Annotated in this window: 19 protein-coding genes; 13 read left to right on the forward strand and 6 right to left on the reverse strand. The window is 65.7% G+C overall.

Annotated elements, in window-relative coordinates; translation table 11 throughout:
• The first annotated feature begins 20 nt into the window (after positions 1-20).
• The 8 genes from dapD (at position 21) to AC27VE_RS11000 (ending at position 10,378) form a co-directional block, all read left to right on the forward strand.
• Positions 21-842, forward strand: coding sequence for a 2,3,4,5-tetrahydropyridine-2,6-dicarboxylate N-succinyltransferase (gene dapD / locus AC27VE_RS10965; RefSeq protein ID WP_006227943.1), 822 nt, complete (start codon positions 21-23; stop codon positions 840-842).
• On the forward strand, positions 842-1,999 hold the full coding sequence (dapE, locus tag AC27VE_RS10970) for a succinyl-diaminopimelate desuccinylase (protein ID WP_488703846.1): 1,158 nt from the start codon (positions 842-844) through the stop codon (positions 1,997-1,999). Before dapD ends, dapE begins: the two co-directional genes overlap by 1 nt.
• Positions 2,000-2,081: 82 nt before the next feature.
• A complete protein-coding gene (gene prmB, locus AC27VE_RS10975; protein ID WP_006227941.1) occupies positions 2,082-2,978 on the forward strand; it encodes a 50S ribosomal protein L3 N(5)-glutamine methyltransferase in 897 nt (298 codons plus the stop codon).
• Positions 2,975-4,909: an ABC-F family ATP-binding cassette domain-containing protein gene (locus AC27VE_RS10980; protein WP_085947003.1), complete on the forward strand. Its 1,935-nt coding sequence runs from the start codon at positions 2,975-2,977 to the stop codon at positions 4,907-4,909. The genes prmB and AC27VE_RS10980 overlap by 4 nt, the downstream gene beginning before the upstream one ends.
• Before the next feature lie 123 nt (positions 4,910-5,032).
• Complete coding sequence (locus AC27VE_RS10985; RefSeq protein WP_315139528.1) at positions 5,033-5,521, forward strand: RNA polymerase sigma factor; 489 nt, start codon at positions 5,033-5,035, stop codon at positions 5,519-5,521.
• Positions 5,521-6,441: a FecR family protein gene (locus AC27VE_RS10990; RefSeq protein ID WP_488703847.1), complete on the forward strand. Its 921-nt coding sequence runs from the start codon at positions 5,521-5,523 to the stop codon at positions 6,439-6,441. Before AC27VE_RS10985 ends, AC27VE_RS10990 begins: the two co-directional genes overlap by 1 nt.
• 122 nt (positions 6,442-6,563) lie before the next feature.
• Positions 6,564-9,188, forward strand: a complete 2,625-nt coding sequence (locus AC27VE_RS10995; RefSeq protein ID WP_488703848.1) for a TonB-dependent receptor plug domain-containing protein — start codon at positions 6,564-6,566, stop codon at positions 9,186-9,188.
• A gap of 98 nt (positions 9,189-9,286) precedes the next feature.
• Positions 9,287-10,378, forward strand: coding sequence for a cytochrome-c peroxidase (locus AC27VE_RS11000; protein WP_488703849.1), 1,092 nt, complete (start codon positions 9,287-9,289; stop codon positions 10,376-10,378).
• 42 nt (positions 10,379-10,420) lie between these two features.
• On the opposite strand, the gene AC27VE_RS11005 is transcribed toward AC27VE_RS11000, so the two are convergent.
• Genes AC27VE_RS11005 through AC27VE_RS11015 form a run of 3 tightly spaced genes read right to left on the reverse strand, consistent with a single transcriptional unit; the run spans position 10,421 to position 14,229 of the window.
• On the reverse strand, positions 10,421-10,726 hold the full coding sequence (locus tag AC27VE_RS11005; protein ID WP_006227935.1) for a chorismate mutase: 306 nt from the start codon (positions 10,724-10,726) through the stop codon (positions 10,421-10,423).
• A 3-nt stretch (positions 10,727-10,729) separates the two neighbouring features.
• Positions 10,730-13,024: a UvrD-helicase domain-containing protein gene (locus AC27VE_RS11010; RefSeq protein WP_488703850.1), complete on the reverse strand. Its 2,295-nt coding sequence runs from the start codon at positions 13,022-13,024 to the stop codon at positions 10,730-10,732.
• A complete protein-coding gene (locus AC27VE_RS11015; RefSeq protein ID WP_006227933.1) occupies positions 13,021-14,229 on the reverse strand; it encodes a DesA family fatty acid desaturase in 1,209 nt (402 codons plus the stop codon). The genes AC27VE_RS11010 and AC27VE_RS11015 overlap by 4 nt, the downstream gene beginning before the upstream one ends.
• Before the next feature lie 358 nt (positions 14,230-14,587).
• Here AC27VE_RS11015 and AC27VE_RS11020 point away from each other — a divergent pair, with 358 nt between their 5' ends.
• Entirely contained in the window at positions 14,588-14,983 is a 396-nt protein-coding gene (locus AC27VE_RS11020) for a hypothetical protein (RefSeq protein WP_006227932.1), read from the forward strand.
• Positions 14,984-15,005: 22 nt separating this feature from the next.
• Here the strand turns inward: AC27VE_RS11020 and AC27VE_RS11025 are convergent, their stop codons facing one another.
• Both AC27VE_RS11025 and purN read right to left on the reverse strand, forming a co-directional pair.
• The gene (locus AC27VE_RS11025) at positions 15,006-16,466 is read right to left on the reverse strand and encodes an RsmB/NOP family class I SAM-dependent RNA methyltransferase (protein WP_488703874.1); all 1,461 of its coding nucleotides are present in this window, start codon (positions 16,464-16,466) and stop codon (positions 15,006-15,008) included.
• 1,079 nt (positions 16,467-17,545) lie between these two features.
• Positions 17,546-18,211: a phosphoribosylglycinamide formyltransferase gene (gene purN, locus AC27VE_RS11030; RefSeq protein ID WP_454677302.1), complete on the reverse strand. Its 666-nt coding sequence runs from the start codon at positions 18,209-18,211 to the stop codon at positions 17,546-17,548.
• A gap of 166 nt (positions 18,212-18,377) precedes the next feature.
• Between purN and AC27VE_RS11035 the strand changes: the two genes are divergently transcribed.
• From AC27VE_RS11035 to coaBC, 4 genes are all read left to right on the forward strand, one after another.
• Positions 18,378-19,343, forward strand: a complete 966-nt coding sequence (locus tag AC27VE_RS11035; protein ID WP_006227929.1) for a bifunctional riboflavin kinase/FAD synthetase — start codon at positions 18,378-18,380, stop codon at positions 19,341-19,343.
• Positions 19,333-22,194, forward strand: coding sequence for an isoleucine--tRNA ligase (ileS, locus tag AC27VE_RS11040; protein ID WP_488703851.1), 2,862 nt, complete (start codon positions 19,333-19,335; stop codon positions 22,192-22,194). Before AC27VE_RS11035 ends, ileS begins: the two co-directional genes overlap by 11 nt.
• A 2-nt stretch (positions 22,195-22,196) precedes the next feature.
• Positions 22,197-22,730 carry a signal peptidase II gene (gene lspA / locus AC27VE_RS11045; protein WP_052017968.1) on the forward strand — a complete coding sequence of 178 codons (534 nt, stop codon included), beginning with the start codon at positions 22,197-22,199 and terminating at the stop codon, positions 22,728-22,730.
• A 165-nt stretch (positions 22,731-22,895) separates the two neighbouring features.
• Entirely contained in the window at positions 22,896-24,092 is a 1,197-nt protein-coding gene (gene coaBC / locus AC27VE_RS11050; RefSeq protein WP_488703852.1) for a bifunctional phosphopantothenoylcysteine decarboxylase/phosphopantothenate--cysteine ligase CoaBC, read from the forward strand.
• Between the two features lie 270 nt (positions 24,093-24,362).
• Here the strand turns inward: coaBC and AC27VE_RS11055 are convergent, their stop codons facing one another.
• On the reverse strand, positions 24,363-25,355 hold the full coding sequence (locus tag AC27VE_RS11055) for a Bug family tripartite tricarboxylate transporter substrate binding protein (RefSeq protein WP_427958793.1): 993 nt from the start codon (positions 25,353-25,355) through the stop codon (positions 24,363-24,365).
• Positions 25,356-25,393 lie beyond the last annotated feature (38 nt).

Here is a 25,393-nt window from a genome sequence, read left to right on the forward strand (position 1 = left end):
CTTTAAAAAGCTGAGCCGCTATGACTCTCGACCTGCAGACCACCATCGAAAAAGCCTGGGACGACCGGGCCAACCTGTCGCCCGCCGACGCCAGCGCCGAGGTGCGCGAAGCGGTGGAACACACCATCGACGGCCTGGATCTGGGCCGCTTGCGCGTGGCCGAGAAAATCAATGACGACTGGGTGGTCCACCAGTGGATCAAGAAGGCCGTGCTGCTGTCGTTCCGCCTGAGCGAAAACGCCATCATGGGCCAGGCGCCCCTGCAGTTCTACGACAAGGTGCCGCTCAAGTTCTCGGAATACGGCGACAACGCCTTCAAGCAAGGCGGCTACCGCGTGGTGCCGCCCGCCGTCGCCCGCCGCGGCGCCTTCATTGGCCGCAACGTGGTGCTGATGCCCTCCTACGTGAACATCGGCGCCTACGTCGATGAAGGCACGATGGTCGACACCTGGGCCACCGTCGGTTCGTGCGCCCAGATCGGCAAGAACGTCCACCTGTCCGGCGGCGTCGGCATCGGCGGCGTGCTGGAACCGCTGCAAGCCAACCCCACCATCATCGAAGACAACTGCTTCATCGGCGCCCGTTCGGAAGTCGTGGAAGGCGTGGTCGTGGAAGAGAACTCGGTGCTGGCCATGGGCGTGTTCCTGTCGCAAAGCACCAAGATTTTTGACCGCGCCACCGGCAAGATCACCTACGGCCGCGTGCCGTCGGGTTCGGTCGTGGTTCCCGGTTCGCTGCCGTCGGCCGACGGTTCGCACAGCCTGGCGTGCGCCGTCATCGTCAAGCGTGTCGACGCGCAAACGCGCGCCAAGACCAGCATCAATGATCTGCTGAGGGCGTAATGAGCAGCACGACCGCACGGCCGCCCGAAGCCGTATTGGATCTGGTCAAGGACCTGATCGCCCGCCCCTCGGTTACGCCCGCGGATGAAGACTGCCAGGCGGCGCTTGCCGCCCGGCTGGAACGCATCGGCTTCACGTGCGAGACCATCGCCCAAGGCGGCGTCACCAACCTGTGGGCCCGGCGCGGGAGCGCCGCGCCGCTGACCGTGTTCGCCGGTCACACGGACGTGGTGCCTCCGGGTCCGCGCGAAAAGTGGGAGAGCGATCCGTTCGTTCCCACCGAACGCGACGGCTGGCTGTACGGTCGTGGGGCGGCCGACATGAAGAGTTCGATCGCTGCCTTCGTGGTGGCGGCCGAGGAATTCGTGGCGGCCCACCCGCAACACGGCGGTTCGATCGCACTGCTGATCACGTCCGACGAAGAAGGCCCGTCGATTGACGGCACCGCCATCGTCTGCGACGCGCTGAAAGCGCGCGGCGAACAGCTGGACTACTGCATCGTCGGCGAGCCGACCTCGGGCGACGTGCTGGGCGATACCTGCAAGAACGGGCGCCGCGGTTCCCTGTCGGGCAAGTTGACGGTCAAGGGCATCCAGGGCCACGTGGCTTACCCGCATCTGGCTCGCAACCCGGTGCACCAGATGTCTCCGGCGCTGGCGGAAATCGTCGGCATCGAATGGGACAAGGGCAACGAGTACTTCCCGCCCACGACGTTCCAGGTGTCGAACCTGAATTCGGGCACGGGCGCCACCAACGTGGTGCCGGGCGAAGCCGTGGCGCTGTTCAACTTTCGGTTTTCGACGGCCAGCACGCCGGAAAGCCTGAAGGCACGCGTGCATGCGGTGCTGGACAAGCACGGCCTGGAATACGACCTGGACTGGGAATTGGGCGGCGAGCCGTTCCTGACCCCGCGCGGTTCGCTGACGGATGCGCTGGTGCAGGCGATTCACGCTGAAACCGGCGTGACCGCCGAGCTTTCCACCACCGGCGGCACGTCCGACGGCCGTTTCATCGCCAAGATCTGTCCGCAAGTGATTGAGTTCGGCCCCGGCAACGCCACGATCCACAAGGTCAACGAGCGTATCGAAGTGGCTTCGCTGGAACCGCTCAAGAACATCTATCGGCGCACGCTGGAAAACCTCCTGCTGTCCAAATAAGTCCCAGCCCCCAAAAAGGGGGGCTTTTTCCCCTTGGAATAGCCCTGCGGGGAAAACGCCCGGTTGGGATAAAGGTCTAACTATGTATCAATCTGCCCGCCAAGAACTGCTGACCCTGCGTGACCTCATCCGTTATGGGGTGTCGCGTCTGAACAGCGCCCAGGTGGCGCTAGGACACGGCAGCGACAACGCCTGGGACGAGGCGGTCTACCTGACGCTGCACGCCCTGCACTTGCCGCTGGACACGCTGGAACCGTTCCTGGACGCCCGCGTGGTGCGCGAAGAGCGCGACCGCGTGCTGGACCTGCTGGAACGCCGGGTGACCGAGCGGGTGCCCGCCGCCTACCTCACCAATGAGGCCTGGTTGCGTGGCCATCGTTTCTACGTGGACAAGCGCGTCATCGTGCCGCGCTCGCCCATCGCCGAACTGCTGGACCAGGGCTTGTCGCCGTGGGTGCAGGACGCGCTGGCAGTGGAAAACGTGCTGGACATGTGCACCGGTTCCGGCTGCCTGGCCATCCTGTCGGCCCTGGCCTTCCCCTACGCCCACGTGGACGCGGTGGACGTGTCGGCCGACGCGCTGGAAGTCGCCCGCCGCAACGTGGACGACTACGGCCTGCAAGACCGCCTGGACCTGCACGAAAGCAATTTGTTCGACAGCCTGCCGGCACGCCAGTACGACGTCATCATCTGCAATCCGCCTTATGTGAACAGCGGATCCATGGACGTGCTGCCGCAGGAATACCGTCACGAACCGCACCTGGCCCTGGCCGGCGGCGAAGACGGCATGGACCTGGTGCGGCGCATTCTGGCGGCGGCTCCCCAGTACCTGACGCAAGACGGCGTGATCGTGCTGGAGATCGGCCACGAACGCGACTTCTTCGAAGCCGCCTTCCCGCAGCTATCCCCCGTGTGGCTGGATACGGAAGAGGCATCGGACCAGCTTCTGCTGCTTACCCGAGAGCAACTTACCCTGTGATACGCGCTACTGGATTGACCCTGCGCCGCGGCACGAAAGTGCTGTTGGACGGCGCTGAATTCGTTGTTCATCCGGGCGAACGCGTCGGCATCGTGGGCAAGAACGGCGCAGGCAAGTCCTCGCTGTTCGCCTTGCTGACCGGCGCCCTGGACCTGGACGCCGGCACCGTGCACCTGCCCGTCGGCTGGCGCATCGCCAGCGTTAAGCAGGAACTGGATGCCGACGACCGCCCCGCCCGTGAATTCGTCATCGACGGCGACACGCACCTGCGCGAATTGCAGGCGCGCCGCGCTACGCTGACGGACGATCAGGGCACGCAGATTGCAGAAGTCGAGGCGGCGCTGGTGGAAGCCGGCGCCTGGAGCGCGGCCTCGCGCGCCGAACAGCTGTTGGCCGGCCTGGGCTTCAAGCCGAACGAGTGGATGCAGCCGGTAGAGAGCTTTTCCGGCGGCTGGCGCATGCGCCTGGCCCTGGCAAGCGCGCTGATGGCGCCGTCCGAATTGCTGCTGCTGGACGAACCCACCAACCACCTGGATCTGGACGCGATGCTGTGGCTGGAGAAATGGCTGGCCGCCTATCCGGGCACCGTCATGCTGATCTCCCACGACACCGAATTCCTGGATGCGGTGGCCAAGTCGATCCTGCACTTCGACCACGCAAAGCTGGTGCGTTACCGTGGTGGCTATGGCGACTTCCTGACGCAACGCGCCGAGCGCCTGCGCCAGACCAATATCGCCTACGAACGCCAGACCCGTGAGACGGCTCGCCTGCAAGGCTTCATCGACCGATTCAAAGCCAAGGCGTCCAAGGCCAAGCAGGCGCAAAGCCGCGTCAAGGCGCTGGCCCGCATGCAGGTGCTGGCGCCCTTGCATGCCGAAGCGGGCATCGACATCCGCATCCCGTCGCCCGACCAGGTGCCGGACCCCTTGCTGACGCTGGAACACCTGTCCGCCGGGTACACGGACGCAGCGGGTAATGCCGTTCCCATCCTGCGCGATGTGACCCTGATGGTGCGCGCCGGCAGCCGCGTCGGCGTGCTGGGCGCCAACGGCGCAGGCAAGAGCACGCTGATCAAGACGCTGGCCGAAGAGATTCCCGTCCAGGCGGGCGAACGCCGCGCCTCGCGCGGACTGGCCATCGGCTACTTCCACCAGCATCAGCTGGACATGCTGGACGTGGACAGCACGCCCATCGCGCATCTGGCCCGACTGGCGCCCGAGACTCGCGAACAGGAACTGCGCAACTACCTGGGCGGCTTCGGCTTTTCGGGCGACACGGTCACCAGCAAGGTCGGGCCCATGTCGGGCGGCGAGAAGGCGCGCCTGGCGCTGTCCCTGATCGTCTGGCAAAAGCCCAACCTGCTGCTGCTGGACGAACCCAGCAACCACTTGGACGTTGAGACCCGCGAAGCCCTGGCCGCCGCGTTGGCCGACTTCGGGGGCAGCATGCTGTTGGTGTCGCATGATCGGCACCTGCTGCGCACCACCGTGGACAGTTTCTGGATCGTGGCGGACGGCGCAGTGCGCGAGTTCGACGGCGACCTTGAGGACTACCGCGATTGGCTGGCGGCCCGCAATGCCGGAGAACGTGCCGAAGCGGCACGCGAAAACGCCGAAGGCGGCGAACCCGTCGTGGACCGCAAGGCGCAACGCCGGGCGGAAGCCGAGCAGCGGCAACGCCTGTCCGCCCTGCGCAAACCGCTGGAAGCCAAGCTGGCCAAAGTCGAATCCGAAATGGAAAAGCTGCGGACCAAGCTCCACGCGCTGGACGCCGTCATCGCCGATCCGGACCTTTATTCGGACGCGCGCCGCGCGGAACGCCAGAAGGTCATGGCCGAACACGGCGAACATGGCAAACGCATCGACGAGCTTGAAGAGCAATGGCTTGAGATCCAGGGTTCCCTGGAAGAAATCGACCAAAGCGAAGCCTAGCGTGACGCTTGAGCGGCGGGCCGGTCCTGCTGCTCAAGCCTCCGCCGCTACCTATTAATAATAACCATTATCATTTATACTTCGTCGCGAAATTGACTCCATCTGGCGCCAGGCGCCAGCGACATGTCTACGCTTACGGACGTATTTCTCCGCCACTACCGCGAACTGCTTGGCTTTCTCTCGATGCGCACCGGCTCACGCGACGTGGCCCAGGACTGCGCACAGGACACCTGGATCAAGCTGGCGGAATTCAACGACCGCACCCGCCCCGACAATGATCGGGCATACGTATTCCGGGTGGCGGCAAACATCGCGACCGATTGGCATCGTCGCCGCACGCGTGAGCTCTCTGCCACCGCCGACTACGCCGCGGCGCTGCCCGTGGCGTATGCCGCCGACACCTTCGACGTAGCTTCCGCCCACCAGACCCTGCGCCGCCTGGAATCCGCCCTGCTCGCCCAGCCTCGCCGCAGCCTGGACGTCTTCGTGATGCACCGCCACGAAGGCCTGACCTACGGCGCCATCGCCGAGCGCTTCGCGATATCCGTCAGCGCTGTTGAAAAGCACATGATGCGCATCCTGCTGGCCTGCGACCTGGCGCTGGCAGGCTGATGGCCACGCGCGTTCGCCCGCCCGACCCCGTTGAAGAAGCCTCGCGCTGGGTCATCCGCCAGAGCGGCCAGCGGCTGGACGACGCGGCCCATGCCGAGTTCGAAGCCTGGTATCAGGCCGATGCCCGGCACGCGGCCGCGTATGACCGCTTGTCGCGCCTGTGGCGCCGCATGGGCGAGATCGATCGCGGCAAGCTTGCCAAACGGCCTGCCCGCAAGCTGCGCGCCACCGCCCTGCTGGCGCTGCTGACGGCCGCATTCGCCGGCTGGTTCGGGTCCACGGACCTTCCGCAGGCCGACTACAGGGCCGATGCGAGGGTACGCCACATCACGCTACCGGACGGCTCGGCGGTGGTGCTGGATGCGCACGGCGCGCTGGCGCTCGACTATGCCGACGGCCGTCGCCAGGTTCGCTTGCTGGCCGGACGCGCCCAGTTCGAACCGACGCCGCGACAACCCGGCATGGCGCCGTTCTCCGTGATCACGCGCGAGGCCTCCGCCACTGCGCTGGGCACGCGCTTCACGGTGGAACTGGGCCAGGACGGCACCCGCGTAGCGGTACAGGAGCACCAGGTCGCCGTGCGCTGCCTGCCGTGCGCAGACGATCAAGGCCTGACCTTATCCGCCGGCGAAACGGTGCAGGTGACGCCCGCAGGCGTCAAACGCGAAGCCGAGGCCGGCAGGGCGTCGCCCGGTTGGACGCGAGGCCTGCTCAGCTTCGACGACGTGCCGCTGCAGACCGTGGCGGATGCGCTGGCGCGCTACAGCGCCAAGCACATCCTGGTGATTGGTGAAGCGGCCAAGGCGCAACGCGTGTCAGGCACCGCGCTCGTCGCCGACCCGCAACGCGCATTGGAACTGCTGCTGGCGCAGACGCCCGTGCGCGTGACCGAACTGCCGGGTTTGCTGATCTTGCGATGAAGGCGTTCGGCCCGAACTCAATCGGTAAATGAGAATCGATATAAATTATTCATCGCCATACTGATGAGGGGTTTGGGCAGTGCCGACGTCCTACGGCTGAAATTACTGCTTAGGACTTACGCATGTCTTCCCGCATTTCCACGCGCCGCCTCCGCGCCGCAACCATCGCGTTGAGCGCAGCGCTGACGCTGGCCAACCCGGTGCTGGGCCAGACCCGCGCCACACCAGTTGCCTTCGACATCCCCGCCCAGCCGCTGGGAAGCGCCTTGCTGGCCCTGGGGCAGCAGGCCAATCTGGAGGTGTCGTTCGTGCCGGCCGCTGTCGCGGGAAAATCGGCGCCCGCGTTGCGGGGCACCTTGTCGCCGCTGGACGCGCTGGATCAGTTGCTGCGCGGGTCAGGCCTGGCCCTACGCGGCGACGGCCCTGGCCGCTACATCATCTACGTCGACAAGACGAACCAGTTTTCCGCGCTGCGCCTGGACGCGGTGAAGGTATACGGCGAACACAGCGATGAACGCGTCTATACCCAGGAAGAGATCGCCACCACGCCTACGGCCAACCAGGACCTGACGTCGCTGGTGGCCACCCACCCCGCGGTGCGCACGAATGCCCCGGCCAATGGTTCGACGAACCGCGGCTCGATGAATGTGGAGGACATTTCCTTCCACGGTTCCAGCCCCTACCAGAACCTGTTCCAGATCGACGGGATGGACGCGACCAACCGCGTCGACCCGGCCAGCAAGAACCTGAACCTGCAGATCGCCAACATTCCCAGCAACTCGCAGTCCTACTTCGTCGATACCAATCTGTTGGGCGAGGTCCGTGTGATGGACAGCTTTGTGCCTGTGGAATATGGGCGCTTCACCGGCGGCGTGGTGGACGCGCGGCTGCGCCGGCCATCGGGCGAAAACCATCTGCAACTGGACTACCGCTGGAACACGTCGAAGATGACCCAGCAGAAAATCGCCGAAGGCGACGAGACCGGCTGGGGCCAGGGCAAACCGGGGTTCTCTCCGGAATGGAAGAAGCGCTTCTACACCGCCATCGGCGACATCGCCATCAATGACAAGACGGGCGCGGTGCTGAGCATGTCGCGTCGCGAATCCAGCATCCGGCGCTGGAACATGGGCGTGGATGGCGACCAGCCCACCCAAGGCGAAGACAACTACGATGACCGCATCGACAACTTCCTGGGCAAGTTCACGGTGCGGGCCACGGCGGACACCATTTCCGACCTGACGCTGAAGTACAGCGACCGCCGCGAGACGCTTTCAAGCGACACGTTCCGGGACACGCAATGGGACAACACGCATGCCGCGCGCGGCGTGGGCTGGAACCTGGATCACGCATTCCAGGGGGGCCGCGCTTCGGTGCAGGCGGGTTGGGACAATGCGCTTAGCAACCGCTCGTCCGACGCGACATCGCTGGTCACGCACAAATTTCCGTCGATCCCGTTGTACGTGACGGGCGGCTATGGCAAAGAGCAGAAGGAACAAAACACCTGGACGCTGAAAGGCCGGATCGACCTGGACCCGATACGCACGGGGCCCTTCACGCATACGCCGTATGCGGGGGTAGACCTGCAGCGCATCGGCGTGAATTTCGAGCGCTTCGACGATTCGTATTCGTACATCGCCACCCATGCCGCCAACGGCTCGGAACGCCATTCCAGCAAAGTGCACAATCTGCAAGGAACCGTCAGCACCAAATACAACACGGCTTCGCTCTACGTGTCGGACCGCGTGGAACTGGACCGCGTGGCCTTGACCGGCGCCCTGCGCTACGACCGCGAGACTTTCCTGGGCAACACCAACCTGTCGCCGCGCACCCGCCTGGATTGGGATGCGTTCGGCGACGGCAATACCGTGGTCAGCGGCGGCTGGGCCCGCTACTACGGCTCGGAAGTGCTGAACATTGCGTTGGAAGAGCGGATCAACACGCTCAGGCGACAAGTGCTGGACCGCTACGGCAACCCGGTAGCGGACGGATCCAAGCCGTACTACGTGTCCTACGAAGGCCTGCGCACCCCGTACGACGACGAATGGGCGCTGTCGGTCAGGCAGCGGATGGGCAGCCTGGAAGGGCTGGCGGCCTATGTGCACCGCAACGGGCGCGATCAGGTCAGCAAGAGCGGCGACAGCATCCAGGGCTACCGTTACCTCAATAACGGCAAATCCACGACGGACACCATCAGCTTGTCGCTGCGGACGCTGACGCCATGGCGCCTGATGGATACCCGCTGGACGGCGCGTGCCGACTGGAGCTACCAGAAGCGCAAGGTCAACGCGGATCTGGTCGAAGGCTATGAGGGCAATGCACGCGACCCGGACGAATACATCTTGTACGACGGCGAGCGCATGCGCGCCATCGACCGTCCGCCCGTCTCGTTCTACCAACCCCAAAAAGCCTCGTTGTCGCTGACCGGCATCTGGCCCAAGGGCGGGCTGACCTGGGACAACAGCATCCAGTGGCGCAGCTCGCGCATGTCGTCCGTCTACGTGGGATACGGGCCGCGTCCCGAATCGCTGCAAAGCTACCGCAGCACCCGGCTGGCGTCGTACTGGACCTGGGACACCCGCCTGATCTGGGAGCCCACCTTCGCGCGCAACGTCGCTTTCACGCTGGACGTCCTGAACGTGTTGAACAAGACGCCGGCCATCACCGCCTCCAACCCCAATTTGGCGATCAACCGAAACACCTATCAAGTCGGCCGCGAGATCTGGGTGCAAGCCAGCTACCGCTTCTGATGCGCCGCGCATACCTACGCCGCGGCCTTCAAGCGGCGGCCGTCGCCCTCACCCTCGCCCTTGCCGCCGGTTCCGCCATCCCGGCCGAGCCGCCTGGGATGACCACGGCGGTAGCCTGCCACGAAGCAGGCGCCTGGAACATGGCCTGCCTGCGGGACCGTTATGCCGAGCCCCTAGGCCAATGGCCCGCCCCCACCGTTGATCCGGGCATCACATGGACGGAATGGGCCGCGGTGCCTCCGGTGGACGCGCCGCCGCTGACCTGGATGGCCGCGAATGCCGGCCGTCCTGAACTGGCGCGGGACGTGCAACAACCCGACGTCGTGGCGCTGGGCCAGATGCTGTTCTTCGATGCGCACTTGTCCCGCAAGGGGCAGGTCTCTTGCGCGTCCTGCCATATGCCGCAGCGCGCCTTTACCGACGGCCGGCCGCTGGCAGTCGGCGAAGACCGGCTGATGGGCAGGCGCCGGTCGCCCTCGCTGCTGGCTGCGCCCTTCGCGCCACGCCTGTTCTGGGACGGACGCGCCGACACGCTGAAAGCGCAGGTGCTGGGCCCGGTCCAGGACAGCCGCGAGATGAACCATGACCTGGGAAGCGCCATTGCACGATTGCAGGCCCTGCCGCCCTATCCTCAGCAATTCTTGAAGGCTTTCGGGCCGGCGGCGGGCAATGCCATTGACACCGACCGGCTTGCCCGTGCGCTGGCCGCCTACGTCGCCACGCTTCGCCCCCAGCCCACGCGATTCGACGCTTTCCTGGCAGGGGGCCCGGGCGCATTGAACGACAAGGAACTGCTGGGCATGCATCTGTTCCGCACCCAGGCCCGCTGCATGAACTGCCACAGCGGCGCGCTATTGACGGACCATCAATTCCACAATATTGGCCTGTCGTTCTATGGGCGGCGCAACCAGGATCTGGGGCGCTTCGAAGTCACCCGCGATCCGGCCGACCTGGGCACATTCCGTACGCCCAGCCTGCGCAATGTCTCGCTGGCAGGGCCGTGGATGCACAACGGCCTGTTCGCGGACCTGAAGGGGTTGCTGCGGATGTACAACGTGGGCATGGGCCGGGAGGCCGCCCCCGCGGATCCCCCAGACCCTTATCCGCCGCGCAAGTCCGAACACATCCGGCCGCTGGATCTCAGCGCGGACGACATCGACGCCTTGCTGGCGTTCATAAAGGTCTTGTAGGGAAAGGGGAAGGCGGCGCCCCAAGGCGCCGCCAGCCTGGCATTACGAGTACGGGCGCTCGCGCAGGCGGGTGTGATGGTCGACCACGGTGTCGATCACTTCGCGCAGGATGGTCTCAGCCAAGGCAGGCGGCACGCCCGCCTCTTCGGCCAGGCGACGGATGCGCTCTACCTGCTGGGATTCCCGCTGGGGATCCACCAGGTCCATGCCATGGTTGGTCTTGAGTTCGCCGATCATGTCGGTGCAACGGAAGCGCACACCCAGCAGCAGCATGATCTGCTGATCGATTTCATCGACCTCGGCGCGCAGCGACGCCAACTCGGCTTTCGGGGAATCGGTGTTGGCCATTTTCTAACGCTGAACAATATCAAGCTTGGCGATGCCCAGCGCCAAGGTCTTGGCGCCGACGTCGCGGAACTGGATCTCTGCCTGCGCGTCTTGTCCTGCGCCGCTCAAGCCAATAATCGTGCCGTCGCCAAACCGCGCGTGACGCACGCCCTGACCCACACGATACTGCTTGTCGCCCACCGTGACACCGCTTGCCACGCCGCGCGGTTGACGCGGCGCAATGGTGTTGGTGGCCTTGCGGCCGAACGCGTCGCCGCGGTTGCCCCCGCCCCAGCCCGCGCCCGTGCTGCTGACCGGCGCCAGGCCGGCCTTGGGCGACAGCCACTTCAGGTGCTCTTCGGGAATCTCGTCCAGGAAGCGCGAACGCATGGCGTAGCGCGTCTGGCCATGCAGCATCCGGCTTTGGGCCAGGCTGATGTACAGGCGCTGCCGCGCGCGGGTGATCGCCACATACATCAGGCGGCGCTCTTCTTCCAGCCCGGACTGTTCCAGGATGCTGTTCTCGTGCGGGAACAGCCCCTCTTCCAGGCCGGTAATGAAGACCGCGTCGAATTCCAGGCCCTTGGCCGCGTGCACCGTCATCAGTTGCACGGCGTCCTGGCCTTGCTGGGCCTGGTTGTCGCCGGCCTCCAGCGCCGCGTGCGACAGGAACCCTGCCAGCGGCGTCAGGCCGTCGGAGGCCACGATGGGCGCGTCGACCACGCCCGGCATCAGCGTCGACGAGGTGGCCTGCTCAGGCACCACGCCGGCGGGCATGCCGTCGTAGTTCTCTTCGGAAGCGAACACAGCCGCGGCCGTGATCAATTCGTTCAAGTTTTCCAGCCGTTCGGCGCCTTCGCGTTCGGCCTTGTAATGGGCGTTCAGGCCGCTGGCCTCAAGCATGTGCTCGACCATTTCCGGCAACGGCAGATCGCGCGTTTCTTCGATCAGGCGATGAATCAGCTGCGCGAATTGGGCCAGGTTGGACCCGCCCTTGCCGCCCACCAACGCCACCGCCGCATACAGGCTGGTGTCGTGCGCGCGGGCTGCGTCGGCCAGTTGTTCCAGCGTACGCGCGCCAATGCCGCGCGTCGGGAAATTGACGACCCGCATCCACGACGTGTCGTCGTTGGGGTTGGCCATCAACCGCAGGTACGCCAGCGCGTGCTTGATTTCCTGGCGCTCGAAAAAGCGCAGGCCGCCGTAGACCTTGTAGGGAATGCCGGCCGAGAAGATGGCGTGCTCCAACACGCGCGATTGCGCGTTGCTGCGATATAGCACGGCGATCTCGCGGCGCAGGCTGCCGTCATGGATCAGCGAACGGATTTCGTCCACGATCCATTGGGCTTCCATGCCGTCGGAAGGCTGCTCGATGACGCGCACCGGTTCGCCTTCGCCCTGGTCGGTCCACAGGTTCTTGCCGAGGCGGCCGTTGTTATGGCCGATCAGCGCATTGGCGGAATCCAGGATGTGGCCGAACGAACGGTAATTCTGTTCCAGCCGGATCACGGTGCCATGCGCGTAGTCGCGCTCGAAGTCGGACATGTTGCCGACGTTGGCGCCGCGGAAGGCATAGATGGACTGGTCATCGTCGCCCACGGCGAAGATGGCCGCGCCGCCGCCTGCCAACAGGCGCAGCCACTTGTACTGCAGCGTGTTGGTGTCCTGGAACTCGTCGACCAGGATGTGGCGGAAACGGCGTTGGTAGTGTTCGCGAACCGGCGCGTTGCGCGACAGCAGTTCGTACGCACGCAGCAGCAGCTCAGCGAAGTCGACCACGCCTTCGCGCTGGCACTGGGCTTCGTAAAGCTGGTAGATCTCGATCAGGCGGCGGCGATGGGCGTCATAGGCTTCGACGTCCTGCGGACGCAGGCCTTCTTCCTTGGCGCCATTGATGAAGCGCTGCACATCGCGCGGCGGGTACTTTTCGTCGTCGACGCCATTGGCCTTCATCAGGCGCTTGATGGCGGCAAGCTGATCAGTGACGTCCAGGATCTGGAAGCTTTGCGGCAAGCCGGCATCGCGGTGATGCGCGCGCAGCATGCGGTTGCACAAGCCGTGGAACGTCCCGATCCAGAGACCGCGGGTGTCGATCGGCAAGATCGCCGACATGCGCGCCAGCATTTCGCGGGCGGCCTTATTGGTGAACGTGACCGCCAGAAGCCCAAAAGGCGAAGCCTGGCCGGTTTGAATCAGCCAGGCCATGCGGGTAGTGAGTACCCGGGTCTTCCCGCTGCCCGCCCCGGCCAAGACCAGGGCGTGCTGCGGTTCTAACGTTACTGCGGCGCGTTGTTCAGGGTTGAGCTTCTCTAGCATCATGCCGCGTAGCGGCGCAGATGTTGAGCAAACTGCTCGAGCCCGGCGATGCCGCTTTGCTGGGCGCGCTGGCACCAGGCCTGCAAGTCATGAAGGAGCTGTTCGCTGCTGGCGCTGGAGCTTTCCCAGATGCGGCCGAGTTCGCGGCGCATTTGCACCAGGGTCGCGAGCGACTTGTTCTGGGCGATGGCCTTGTCCACGGCGGCAAGCTGTTCCGGCTGGAGGATGTCCTCGTTGCGGTGGATGGCGCGGCGCACTTGATGCAGCTTGGTATAGCCGCATTCGGCGTTGCCTTCCTGGCGCGAGGCCTTCAGCTTGCTCAGTTCTTCGCGGGCAGCGCTCTTGATCACGTCCGCATAGCGGGCCATGACTTCGTAGCGGTGCGTGATCACGCCTTGCAGCGTGCGCAGGTCGATGCCCGTGCGGGTGTCATCCAGCTTCAGCTTGGGCGCAACCTTCTTGATCTTGGCCAGGCCGAAGAACTTCAGGATGTTGATGTAGCACCAGCCGATGTCGAATTCGTACCACTTGGCCGAGAACTTGGCCGACGTGCCGTGGGCGTGGTGGTTGTTGTGCAGTTCTTCGCCGCCAATCACGATGCCCCACGGAAACACGTTGGTGCTGGTGTCCGGGCTGTTGTAGTTGCGGTAGCCCCAGTAGTGGCCGATGCCGTTGACGACGCCAGCCGCCCAGAAGGGAATCCAGGCCATTTGCACAGCCCACACCGTCACGCCGATGGCGCCGAACAGGGCGACGTCGATGGCCAGCATGGACAGCACGCCCCACAAGCTGTGCTTGCTGTAGACGTTGCGTTCGAGCCAGTCGTCAGGCGTGCCGTGGCCGAACTTGGCCATGGTTTCATTGTTGTTCGATTCTTCGCGATACAGCTCCGCACCGCGGAACAGCACCTTCCAGATGCCGAACAGCATGGGCGAGTGAGGATCGCCTTCCTTTTCGCACTTGGCGTGATGCTTGCGGTGAATGGCGACCCATTCCTTGGTGACCATGCCGGTCGTCATCCAGAGCCAGAAACGGAAGAAGTGCATGACAGCCGGATGCAAATCCAGACCGCGGTGCGCTTGGCTGCGATGGAGAAAAACCGTGACCGCAACAATCGTGATGTGCGTCACGACAAGGGTGAATACGACGACCTGCCACCAAGTGGCTTGGGTCAGACCGCCGGCAATGAAGGAGAGGATGTAATCCATAAAGCTGTTATGAGCCTCGCTTGAGAAGTGCCTGAAGTTTAGCTTACCTTTGTCTTCTTATGACAAGGGAGTTTCAAAATAGTTTTGAGCGAAATCAAGGACTAAGCCCCGATTTTAGAGCACAAAAGCCATCTCTCGCGGCCATTTCGGGCAATCGCGAGGCCGAGCCTTGCGGACATCCGGCGCGTGGGGCCGGCTACCCCATGAAAGTGGGGGGGTATTCGCAATGGCACTAGGTTTTGGCTACATTTCGCTACTAAAGTTCCTGTCAGCAAGGGGATTTCGTCTTGAGGACGCCACGTTCGCGGCGCACACTTGCCGCCCTTGCCGCTGACCATTTGTCTCTTTTGCCCCACTGATGTTGCCGAAAACAATCCGACCCTATTTATTTTCAGCCCTGTCGACGCTGGCCATTGCGTTCGCCGCGCCCGCCCCCGCCCAGACGATGAAGTCGGGCGACGTCGTCGTACTGGCCTCGTATTACGAGATCCGCGGGTCGGATTGCCTGGCGCTGCGGGCGCCGCGCGTGCAGATCACGCAGAGCCCGAAGCTGGGCAAGGCCAGCATCATGCAGACGCGTGGCCAGTCCAGCGATTCGGGGCGTTGCGCCTACCGGCCAGTGGCGGTCTCGCAGGTGGTCTACCAGGCGGACCAGCCGGGCGCCGACACCCTGGCCTGGGAAGTGAAATACCAGAACAAGACGCTGGGCACCCGCCGATTCAGCGCGACAGTCGGCGTCACGCCGGCTCCCTGAGCCGGCGCGAACCGATCGCGCATCAGGCCGGCTTGTCTTCCTTGGCCGCGTCGGCCTCGGGGACGGCGTCAGCCAGGGTTCCGGCTTCGGATTCGCCCGCAGGGGTCGTCTCGGCCGTGTCGGCAGCAGATGCTTCGGCCTTGACCGGCGCGTCCGCGTCCTCGGCCCCGTCCAGGGCCGAATCAACATCGGCGTCCAGATCGGCGTCGGCGTCCGCCGCGTCGGCAGCTTCGGCCGTTGCGCCGGCTGCGCCCTTCTTTTTGCGCTCGAACACTGCGGCAAAGAAGCCGTCGGTGCCGTGCACGTCAGGGCGCAGCTGGACGTAAGGACCTTCCAGCTTCAGCGTTTCGCAACGCGCGGCCAGGATCTCGGCGGCGTCCAGGCGCTCGAATTCGGGGTGGCTGGCCAGGAAACGCTCGGCCTGCACCTCGTTTTCTTCCGCCAGCAGGCTGCACGTGGCATACACCAGGCGGCCGCCGGGCGCCACGCAACGCGCGGCGCTGTTCAGGATGCGTTCCTGCAACCGGCCCAATTCGGCCAGCGCCTCGGGGTGCTGACGCCATTTCAGGTCCGGATTGCGGCGCAAGGTGCCGATGCCGCTGCAAGGCGCATCGACCAGCACGCGCTGGGCCTTGCCGGCCAGGCGCTTCACGCGGGCGTCGTTCTCGCTGTCGATCACGACAGGCACCACGTTGGACAGGCCGCTACGCGCAAAGCGCGGCTTGGCTCGGGCCAGGCGCGCGGCCGATACGTCGAAGGCGTACAGACGCCCGGTGGAGCGCATCAGCGCGCCCAGCAGCAGCGTCTTGCCGCCGGCGCCGGCGCAGAAGTCGATGATCATTTCGCCGCGGCGCGGGGCGACCAGCAGGGCCAGCAATTGGCTGCCTTCGTCCTGCACTTCGATGCTGCCGTTTTCGAACTGCGGCCAGCGATTGATGGCCGGACGGCCTTCCATGCGGATGCCCCACGGCGAAAACGGCATGGCCACGGGTTCGTAGCGACCGGCGCTCTGCTGCAGTTCCGTCAACATGGCGTCGCGCTCGGCCTTGAGCGGGTTGACGCGCAGATCCAGGCTGGCTTGGCGGTTCAGCGCTTCGACCAGGGCTTCGGGGCTGTCCATCTGGCTCAGGCGTTCGTCCAGCCAGTCGGGGATACTGCCGCGCACCGCGCGGGGCAAGGTCGCCAGATCGATCTGCGACACGCGCTTGAGCCATTCGGCTTCGGCGGCGTCCATGCCCTCTTCCAGCGCTTCGGCGCCCAGGGTGGCGTTCAGGCCCAGGATGGCCAGACGGCGCGAGGCCGGGCCCACGCCGCTTTCACCGAACTGGCGGTAGCGGCGCAGATGGCGCAGCACGTCATAGACGGCTTCGGCGACTTCGGAACGGTCGCGCGCGCCCAGGTTGGGATGGTGGCGCAGCCAGTGCGACAGCGCAGAATCGGCCGGATAGGTCCATTGCAGGATTTCGCCCAGGACGCGCTGCACCTGGTCGATGCGGATGGCCGCATAGGATTGGCGCGGACGGTTGAATTGCGGCTTTTGCGGGGCCTGCTCGCGATGGCCGTGCGAGGCGTCATCACCGCGCGGCGCATCATAGGACGGCCGGTTCTGGCCTTCGCGGCGCTCGGAACCATACGACGTCCGTTCGCCGCCACGGCTGTCGCCACGCGGGCCATTGCCGTACGACGGACGTGAATCCGGACGGCCGGAGCCTTCGCGGCGATCCGAACCGTAGGAGGCACGTTCGCCGCCACGGCTGTCGCCGCGCGGGCCGTTGCCGTACGACGGGCGCGAATCCGGACGGCCGGAGCCTTCGCGGCGATCCGAACCGTAGGAAGCGCGTTCGCCGCCACGGCTGTCGCCTCGCGGGCCGTTGCCGTACGACGGACGCGAGTCCGGACGGCCCTGGCCTTCACGGCGGTCCGAACCGTAGGGAGCACGTTCGCCGCCACGGCTGTCGCCTCGCGGGCCGTTGCCGTAGGACGGACGCGAGTCCGGACGGCCCTGGCCTTCACGGCGGTCCGAACCGTAGGGAGCACGTTCGCCGCCCCGGCTGTCGCCACGCGGGCCGTTGCCGTACGACGGACGCGAGTCCGGACGGCCCTGGCCTTCGCGGCGGTCCGAACTGTAGGAGCCCCGATCCCCGCCCCGGCTATCGCCACGCGGGCCGTTGCCACGGTTCTCGCCACGCGGTGCGTCGTAGGACGGACGCGGCGTGGGCCGGCCTTGGCCTTCCCGGCGATCGCCGCCGAAGGCGCCGCGTTCGCCACGGTTTTCACCGCGGTTCTCGCCACGCGGCGCGTCGAACGCCGGGCGCGGGGCCGGACGGCCGGCATCCCGGCTGGGACGCTCGTCGCGGCCGCGATCGCTGCGCTCGCGCTGGGGCGCCTCGCGGGCGTCGCCCTTGGGACGCGAGAAAAAGGACCGACCGTCGCGCCCTTCGGAGGCTGCCCTCGGGGTGCCTGCCGGACGAGAACGCGGAGATTGGGGTTTAGTCATGGTGTGTTCCAGTGGGGCGGAGGAGTTCCGCCCGATAAAAGCGATTCAGTGCGATTCGGGGCCGATCAAGCGGCCGGCGACCAGGTGAACAGGCGCGCGGGATCGCCCTGCACGTCCACCCGGTGGTCATTTGTCAGCGTAACCCGGCCTTCGGCCAGCCAGCGCACGGCAGCCGGAAAAGCCTGATGTTCCACTGCCAGCACGCGATTAGCCAGCAGTTCCGGCGTATCGCCGGCCAGAACCGGCACGCAGCCCTGGGCGATGATGGGGCCGTGGTCCAGCACCGGTGTCACGAAATGCACCGTGCAACCGTGTACGCGCACCCCCGTCGCCAGAGCTTGGGCGTGGGTGTGCAGCCCGGGAAACGCCGGCAGCAGCGAGGGGTGGATATTGACCAGCCGGCCGGCATAGTGGTTGACGAAGCCCGGGGTCAGGACGCGCATGAAACCCGCCAGGATGACGTAGTCGGGCGCGTAGCGGTCGATTTCAGCGGCCAAGGCGGCGTCGAACGCTTCGCGGCTGGCGTAGTCCTTATGGTACAGGGCTGCCGTGGGAATACCGTGGGCGGCCGCCCATTCCAGGCCGCCGGCATCCGGCCGGCTGGCGATGACGGCGGCGATTTCGGCCGGCCAGCCCTCGTCGCGGCACGCTTCGGCCAGCGCCTGCATGTTGCTGCCCCGCCCCGAGATCAGGATGACGAGGCGGCGTTTAGAAAATTGTGTTTCCGGCAAGATAGAAGAATCCAAATATTTAGCCCCCAGGGCGCCCGGCAGGGGCGCCTTGCTTGTCGCAAAAGGGCTTGTCCGCCGCCATTGCGCACCCCGGAAATACCGGTCGCGCAGAAATGGTTGGGGGGATTAGAACAAACCCGGAATCCAAAATTGTAAACTCTCGCTCGTGAAACCATCGCTGCGCATCTACCGATCCCTGCCTCCGCCCGACCGGCGCGCCCCTTGCGCGCTTACGATCGGCAATTTCGACGGCGTCCATCGCGGGCACCAGGCCATGCTGGCGCGCGTCTGCCAAGTCGCTCGCGAGCGCGGCCTGACGCCCGCCGTCATGACCTTCGAGCCGCATCCGCGGGAGTATTTCGCCACCCTGAACCAACGCCCCGAACTGGCGCCCACCCGGATATCCGGACTGCGCGACAAGCTGGCGGCGCTGGCGCGCTACGGCGTGTCCCAGGTCGTGGTGGAACGCTTCAACGCCCGGCTGGCCGAAATGTCGGCCAACGCCTTCATCGAGAACCTGCTGGTGCAGGGGCTGCAAGCCAAATGGCTGCTGGTGGGCGAGGATTTTCGCTTCGGCCACAAGCGCAGCGGCGATATCGACCTGCTGCGCGAAGCCGGCATGCGCCATGGTTTCGAGGTGCAGACGCTGGCCGACGTGACCGATCAGCAAGGCCACCGGATTTCCAGTTCCGAGGTCCGCACGGCGTTGGCCGTGGGCGACCTGGACCGCGCCCGCCACCTGCTGGGCCACCCGTACCACATCAGCGGCCACGTGATCCATGGCCAGAAGCTGGGCCGGACCCTGGGCTTTCCCACGATGAACCTGCGCGTGGCCGAACGCTGCGCCGCCCGCTCGGGCATCTATGTGGTGCAGGTCTATGGCCTGGCCGAGCGCCCGCTGCCTGCGGTTGCCAGCCTGGGCGTGCGCCCGACGGTCGAAGACCGCGGCCGCGTGCTGCTTGAGTCGCACCTGCTGGACGACACGGTCAACGCTTACGGTAAACTCGTACGCGTCGAATTCCTGCACAAGCTGCGGGACGAAGAAAAATTTCCTGATCTCCCTTCCCTGACTGCCGCCATCGCCGAAGACGCGCGAAACGCGCGCGCCTATTTTGCCGTTCATGGACTATAAAAAGACCCTCAACCTGCCCGATACCCCCTTCCCCATGCGGGGCGACCTTGCCAAGCGCGAGCCCGCCTGGATTTCGCAGTGGGAGGAAAACCACGTCTACCAAGCGATCCGTGCGGCCAGCCGCGGCCGGCCCCGTTTCGTGCTGCACGACGGTCCGCCCTACGCGAACGGCGACATCCACATCGGCCACGCGGTCAACAAGATCCTGAAGGACATCATCGTCAAGAGCCGCAACATGGCCGGCTATGACGCGCATTACGTGCCGGGCTGGGACTGCCACGGCATGCCCATCGAAATCCAGATCGAAAAGAAGTACGGCAAGCACCTGCCCGTGGCGGAAGTGCAGTCGAAGGCCCGCGCCTACGCGCTGGAGCAGATCGACCGCCAGCGCAAGGACTTCAAGCGCCTGGGCGTGCTGGGCGGCTGGGACCGCCCGTACATGACGATGAACTTCAGCAATGAAGCCGACGAAATCCGGGCACTGGGACGCATCCTGGACAAGGGTTACGTGTTCCGCGGCTTGAAGCCCGTGAACTGGTGTTTCGACTGTGGCTCGGCCCTGGCCGAAGCCGAAGTGGAATACGCCGACCGCGTCGACCCGGCCGTTGACGTCGCCTTCCCGTTTGCCGATCCGGCCAAGCTGGCCAAGGCCTTCGGCCTGGAGTCGGTGGAAGACGGCGCCATCGTGATCTGGACGACCACGCCCTGGACCATCCCGTCCAACCAGGCGCTGAACGTGCATCCGGAAATCGAGTACGCACTGGTGCGGGTGTCCCCGGCGCCCAAGTTCGGCCCCCTGCTGCTGGTCGCGAAAGACCGCGTCGAAGCCTGCCTGAAATCCTGGAACCTGGAAGGCGAAATCATCGCCACGGCACCGGGCGAAGCGCTGTCGGGCATCGAATTCCGTCATCCGCTGGCGCAGTTCAATGCCGCGTACGATCGTCGCTCGCCTATCTACCTGGGCGACTACGTCACGGCCGACTCGGGCACGGGCGTGGTGCACTCGGCGCCTGCCTACGGTATTGAAGACTTCGTGTCGTGCAAGGCGCACGGCATGAAGGACACTGATTTCATCAGCCCGGTCATGGGCGACGGCAAGTACGTGGACAGCCTGGCGCTGTTCGGCGGCCTGTCCATCTGGGACGCCAACCCCAAGATCGTCGAAGCGCTGACCGAAGCCGGCGCGCTGATGCACGTCGAAAAACACAAGCACAGCTACATGCACTGCTGGCGCCACAAGACGCCGATCATCTACCGCGCTACCAGCCAATGGTTTGCCGGCATGGACGTGGCCCCCAAGGATGGCGGCCCGACCCTGCGCGAATCGGCGCTGGCCGGCATCGACGCCACGGCCTTCTACCCGGCCTGGGGCCGCGCCCGCCTGCACGCCATGATCGCCAACCGCCCGGACTGGACCCTGTCGCGCCAGCGCCAGTGGGGCGTGCCGATGGCCTTCTTCGTGCACAAGGAAACCGGCGAGCTGCACCCGCGCACCTCCGAATTGCTGGAACAGGTGGCGCAGCGCGTCGAGCAAGGCGGCATCGAAGCCTGGCAAGCCATTGAACCCAGCGACTTGCTGGGCGACGAAGCCGACCAGTACGAAAAGAACCGCGACACGCTGGACGTCTGGTTCGATTCGGGCAGCACGCACGCCACGGTGCTGGGCGGCAAGGACGGCGAATTCGCCGGCTCGCACGGCGCTGAACTGGGTTGGCCCGCCGACCTGTACCTGGAAGGCTCGGACCAGCATCGCGGCTGGTTCCATTCTTCGCTCCTGACCGGCTGCATGCTGTACGGCCAGCCGCCCTACAAGGCGTTGCTGACGCACGGCTTCGTGGTGGACGGCCAGGGCCGCAAGATGAGCAAGTCGGTGGGCAACGTGATCGCCCCGCAAAAGGTGTCGGACTCGCTGGGCGCGGAAATCCTGCGCCTGTGGGTGGCGTCCACCGATTACTCGGGCGAACTCTCCATTTCGGACGAGATCTTGAAGCGCGTGGTGGAAGGCTATCGCCGCATCCGCAACACGCTGCGCTTCCTGCTGGCCAACCTGGCCGACTTCGACGCGGTGTCGCAATCGGTGCCGTACGGCGAGCTCTTCGAGATCGACCGCTACGCGCTGGCCATGACGGCGCAGATGCAGTCCGAAGTGCAGGCCAACTACGAACGCTATGACTTCCACCCGGCCGTCTCGCGCTTGCAGACGTTCTGCTCGGAAGACCTGGGCGCGTTCTACCTGGACATCCTGAAAGACCGCCTGTACACGTCGGCCCCCGGCAGCGTGGCGCGCCGCTCGGCGCAGACGGCGCTGCTGGACATCACGCAAACGCTGCTGAAGCTGATGGCGCCGATCCTGTCCTTCACGGCTGAAGAAGCCTGGAAGGAACTGGTCGGGTCCGCCCTGAAGCACCAGGCCGACGCGGCCCGCACGACGATCTTCACCGAGGTCTACCACGCGCTGCCGCCGTTTGCCGACGCCGACGCGCTGACCGCCAAGTGGACGCGCCTGCGCGCCATCCGCGCCGACGTTCAGCGCAAGCTGGAAGAAGTGCGCACGGCGGGCGACATCGGTTCGTCGCTGCAAGCGGAAGTCGACTTGTACGCCAATGGCGACGACCAGCAACTGCTGGCCAGCCTGGGCGACGACCTGCGCTTCGTGCTGATCGTCTCGCGCGCCACCGTGCACGCGGGCGAAGGCGAGACCCGCATCGAGGTGACGCCGTCGACGCACAAGAAGTGCGAACGCTGCTGGCACTGGCGCCTGGACGTGGGCCAGGACGCTGATCACCCCGAGATCTGCGGCCGCTGCGTGTCCAACCTGTTCGGCTCGGGCGAAGCCCGCGACAAGGCTTGAACATGGCCCGCCCCTCCGATCCGGGAGTGACGGGCACGGCCCCCACCCGCGCCGCGCCGGCGCGCGTGGGCGGCTGGCTGGCGCTGGCGCTGTTGATCATCGTGCTGGACCAGTTGACCAAGGTGTACTTCAACACCTCGTTCCAGTACGGCGAACGGGTCAACGTGCTGCCGGTCTTCGATTTCACGCTGCTGTTCAACCGGGGGGCCGCATTCAGCTTCCTGGCATCCGAGGAAGGCTGGCAACGCTGGCTGTTCACTGCCCTGGGCATCGTGGCGGCAGTGGTCATCACGATCATCCTGCGCCGCACGCATGGGCAGCCCCGGTTCAGCCTGGCGCTGACGCTGATCCTGGGCGGGGCCATCGGCAACGTCATCGACCGCGTGGTGTATGGCCACGTGGTGGACTTTCTGCTGTTCTATTGGAAAGACTCCTACTTCCCCGCCTTCAACCTGGCGGACGTGGGAATCAGCTGCGGCGCCGTGCTGCTGGTGCTGGACGAGCTGCTCCGCAGCCGCAAGAAACCGCAAGCCTGACGACCGCCGCCGGGGCGCAACGCCCCGGCCGCCCCTCCCCCGGGGCTGGGTTTTGCCCTATTTGATCCCCCCTGAATGCATCGCGAACGGCGCAATGCCGCAATGCAGAATAAAATCACCCTCCATTCCTCGTTTTCACGGCGCTGAACCCGCCGCCACGCCCTCATGCTCGATCTCGCCCGCAAACGCATCGTCCTCGGTCTGACCGGGGGCATCGCCTGCTACAAAATCGCCGAGCTGGTGCGGCGCATGACCGAACAAGGCGCCACGGTCGACGTGGTGATGACCGAGGCGGCCACGCACTTCATCACCCCCGTCACCATGCAGGCCCTGTCGGGCCGGCCGGTGTTCGTGGACGCCTGGGATGCGCGCGTGCCCAACAACATGGCGCACATCGACCTGACGCGCGGCGCGGACGCCGTGCTGATCGCCCCCGCCAGCGCCGACTTCATGGCGAAGCTGGCGCACGGCATGGCCGATGACCTGCTGTCCACGCTGTGCCTGGCGCGCGCCTGTCCGCTTCTGGTCGCGCCCGCGATGAACCGCGAGATGTGGGCCAACCCGGCCACGCAGCGCAACGTCGAACAATTGCGCGCCGATGGCATCAGCGTCCTGGGCCCCTCGGCCGGCGAACAGGCTTGCGGCGAAACCGGCGACGGCCGCATGCTGGAAGCGCATGAGCTGTTGACCGACCTGATCGCCTTCTTCCAACCCAAGCTGCTGGCCGGCCGCCACGTGCTGCTGACCGCAGGCCCCACGTCCGAACCGGTGGACCCCGTGCGCGTGCTGAGCAACCGCTCGTCGGGCAAGACCGGCTACGCGCTGGCCCGCGCGGCCCGCGAAGCCGGCGCCCGCGTCACGCTGATCACCGGCGCCACCTTCCTGCCCGTGCCGCGCGGCGTCACCGCGCTGTCGGTCATGACCGCGCGCCAGATGCACGACGCCGTAATGGCCAGCGCCACCGACGCCGACATCTTCATCGCGGTAGCTGCCGTGGCGGATTGGCGCGTGAAGAACGTCAGCACGCAGAAGCTGAAGAAGACCAGCGAAGGCGGCGGCGCGCCGCTGATGGAATTCGAACCCAATCCGGACATCCTGGCCGAAGTGGCCAAGCTGGAAAACGGCCCGTGGTGCGTGGGATTTGCCGCTGAAACCGAAAAGCTTGCGGAACACGCCGAAGCCAAGCGCGCCCGCAAGGGCATCCCGCTGCTGGTGGGCAACCTGGCGCATAAGGTCATGGACGCAGACACCACCGAACTGGTGCTGTTCGACGAGCAAGGCGCACACCCCCTGCCCGCCGCCGACAAACTGGACGCCGCACGCCGCCTGATCGCGGAAATCGCCGCAAGGTACCCGGCGTAGGATGGGTGAAGCGCGGGCGATTGGCGGCAAGAACTCTGCCGTCGAACGCGCGTAACCCATCAAGCAGCGGCCGCGTTGTGGCTGAACCGGCTTAGCAAGCCAGCGTTGTTTGATGGGTTACGCGCGCTCCACACGTGGGTTCTTGCCGCCGGTCTCTCGCGCTTCACCCATCCTACGAAGGATCGCGGGCATCGCGCATGCCACACGATGGCAGAAAGAAGTCACCCGGCGCTTGCCGGGTGTCATTGGGACCAACGCCTCCCTAGCCGCTTACTGCTCCAGGCTGATGTTCGCGGCCTTCACGATATCGGCCCACTGCTTGCGGTCGTTTTCCAGGAACTGGCTGGTCTTCTCGGGCGTCATGTCCGTTACCGGCTCCGAGCCCAGGCCCGCCATCTTCTCGATCACACCAGGCTGCTTGAGCACGTCTTGCAGCGCGGCGTAGTAGGCCGCCAGCACGTCGGCGGGCAAGCCTGCCGGCGCGAACACGCCCTGCCACGTCGGCATGTCGAAACCCTTCAGGCCCTGTTCGTCCAGCGTCGGCACGTTGGGCAGTTGGGGCGCGCGCTTGATCGATGCGACCGCGATGGCCTTGACCTTGCCTTGCGAGGCCAGGGGCGCCGCGGTCGAGATGTTGTCCATCGTCATCGCGATGTGGCCGCCCAACAGGTCGGTAATGACCGGCGCGGCGCCGCGATAGGCGGCGTGTGGGACTTTCACGCCCATCTTGTACAGCATGGTTTCGGCGATCAGGTGGTTGGAAATGCCCACGCCCGCCGTGCCGTAGGTGGCGGTCGGCGTCTTCTGGAAATATTCCTTGAGCTCGGCGAGATTGTTGGCGGGCACGTCCTTGTTCACGATCACCACGTTCGGCTGGACCGCAGCCAGCGTGATGGGGGTGAAGTCCGCGGGCTTGTAGTTGGTGCCCTTGGGGTTCAGCACGTGGGTGATGGCCATGGAACCGGCCGCCGCAATGCCTATGGTGTAGCCGTCGGCGGGCGATTGCGACAGGCGGAACGCCATGATGTTGCCGCCGGCGCCAGCCAGGTTTTCGACGACGACCGTCTGGCCCAGCCGCTGCGACAGCGGTTCGGCCAGCAGGCGCGCCAGCGTGTCGGCCGAGCCGCCGGGCGCAAAGCCCACCAGCAGCCGCACGGGTTTTGTGGGTTTCCACGCATCGGCGGCGACCGCCGTGGAGGCGGCCGTCAGGGCGGTGATGGCGAACAAGGCGCCAACGGCGCGGTGCAGGGTAAGGCTGAACATGAAAGGACACTCCGAACGATAAATTGACGAAGACAGCT

The sequence above is a fragment of the Achromobacter sp. 18P8.1.1 genome, from assembly GCF_057799415.1.

Coding starts and splice junctions, on each gene's coding strand:
- dapD (WP_006227943.1), top strand. CDS start 21: ATGACTCTCGACCTGCAGACCACCATCGAAAAAGCCTGGGACGACCGG.
- dapE (WP_488703846.1), top strand. CDS start 842: ATGAGCAGCACGACCGCACGGCCGCCCGAAGCCGTATTGGATCTGGTC.
- prmB (WP_006227941.1), top strand. CDS start 2,082: ATGTATCAATCTGCCCGCCAAGAACTGCTGACCCTGCGTGACCTCATC.
- AC27VE_RS10985 (WP_315139528.1), top strand. CDS start 5,033: ATGTCTACGCTTACGGACGTATTTCTCCGCCACTACCGCGAACTGCTT.
- AC27VE_RS10990 (WP_488703847.1), top strand. CDS start 5,521: ATGGCCACGCGCGTTCGCCCGCCCGACCCCGTTGAAGAAGCCTCGCGC.
- AC27VE_RS10995 (WP_488703848.1), top strand. CDS start 6,564: ATGTCTTCCCGCATTTCCACGCGCCGCCTCCGCGCCGCAACCATCGCG.
- AC27VE_RS11000 (WP_488703849.1), top strand. CDS start 9,287: ATGACCACGGCGGTAGCCTGCCACGAAGCAGGCGCCTGGAACATGGCC.
- AC27VE_RS11005 (WP_006227935.1), bottom strand. CDS start 10,726: ATGGCCAACACCGATTCCCCGAAAGCCGAGTTGGCGTCGCTGCGCGCC.
- AC27VE_RS11010 (WP_488703850.1), bottom strand. CDS start 13,024: ATGATGCTAGAGAAGCTCAACCCTGAACAACGCGCCGCAGTAACGTTA.
- AC27VE_RS11015 (WP_006227933.1), bottom strand. CDS start 14,229: ATGGATTACATCCTCTCCTTCATTGCCGGCGGTCTGACCCAAGCCACT.
- AC27VE_RS11020 (WP_006227932.1), top strand. CDS start 14,588: ATGTTGCCGAAAACAATCCGACCCTATTTATTTTCAGCCCTGTCGACG.
- ileS (WP_488703851.1), top strand. CDS start 19,333: ATGGACTATAAAAAGACCCTCAACCTGCCCGATACCCCCTTCCCCATG.
- lspA (WP_052017968.1), top strand. CDS start 22,197: ATGGCCCGCCCCTCCGATCCGGGAGTGACGGGCACGGCCCCCACCCGC.
- coaBC (WP_488703852.1), top strand. CDS start 22,896: ATGCTCGATCTCGCCCGCAAACGCATCGTCCTCGGTCTGACCGGGGGC.
- AC27VE_RS11055 (WP_427958793.1), bottom strand. CDS start 25,355: ATGTTCAGCCTTACCCTGCACCGCGCCGTTGGCGCCTTGTTCGCCATC.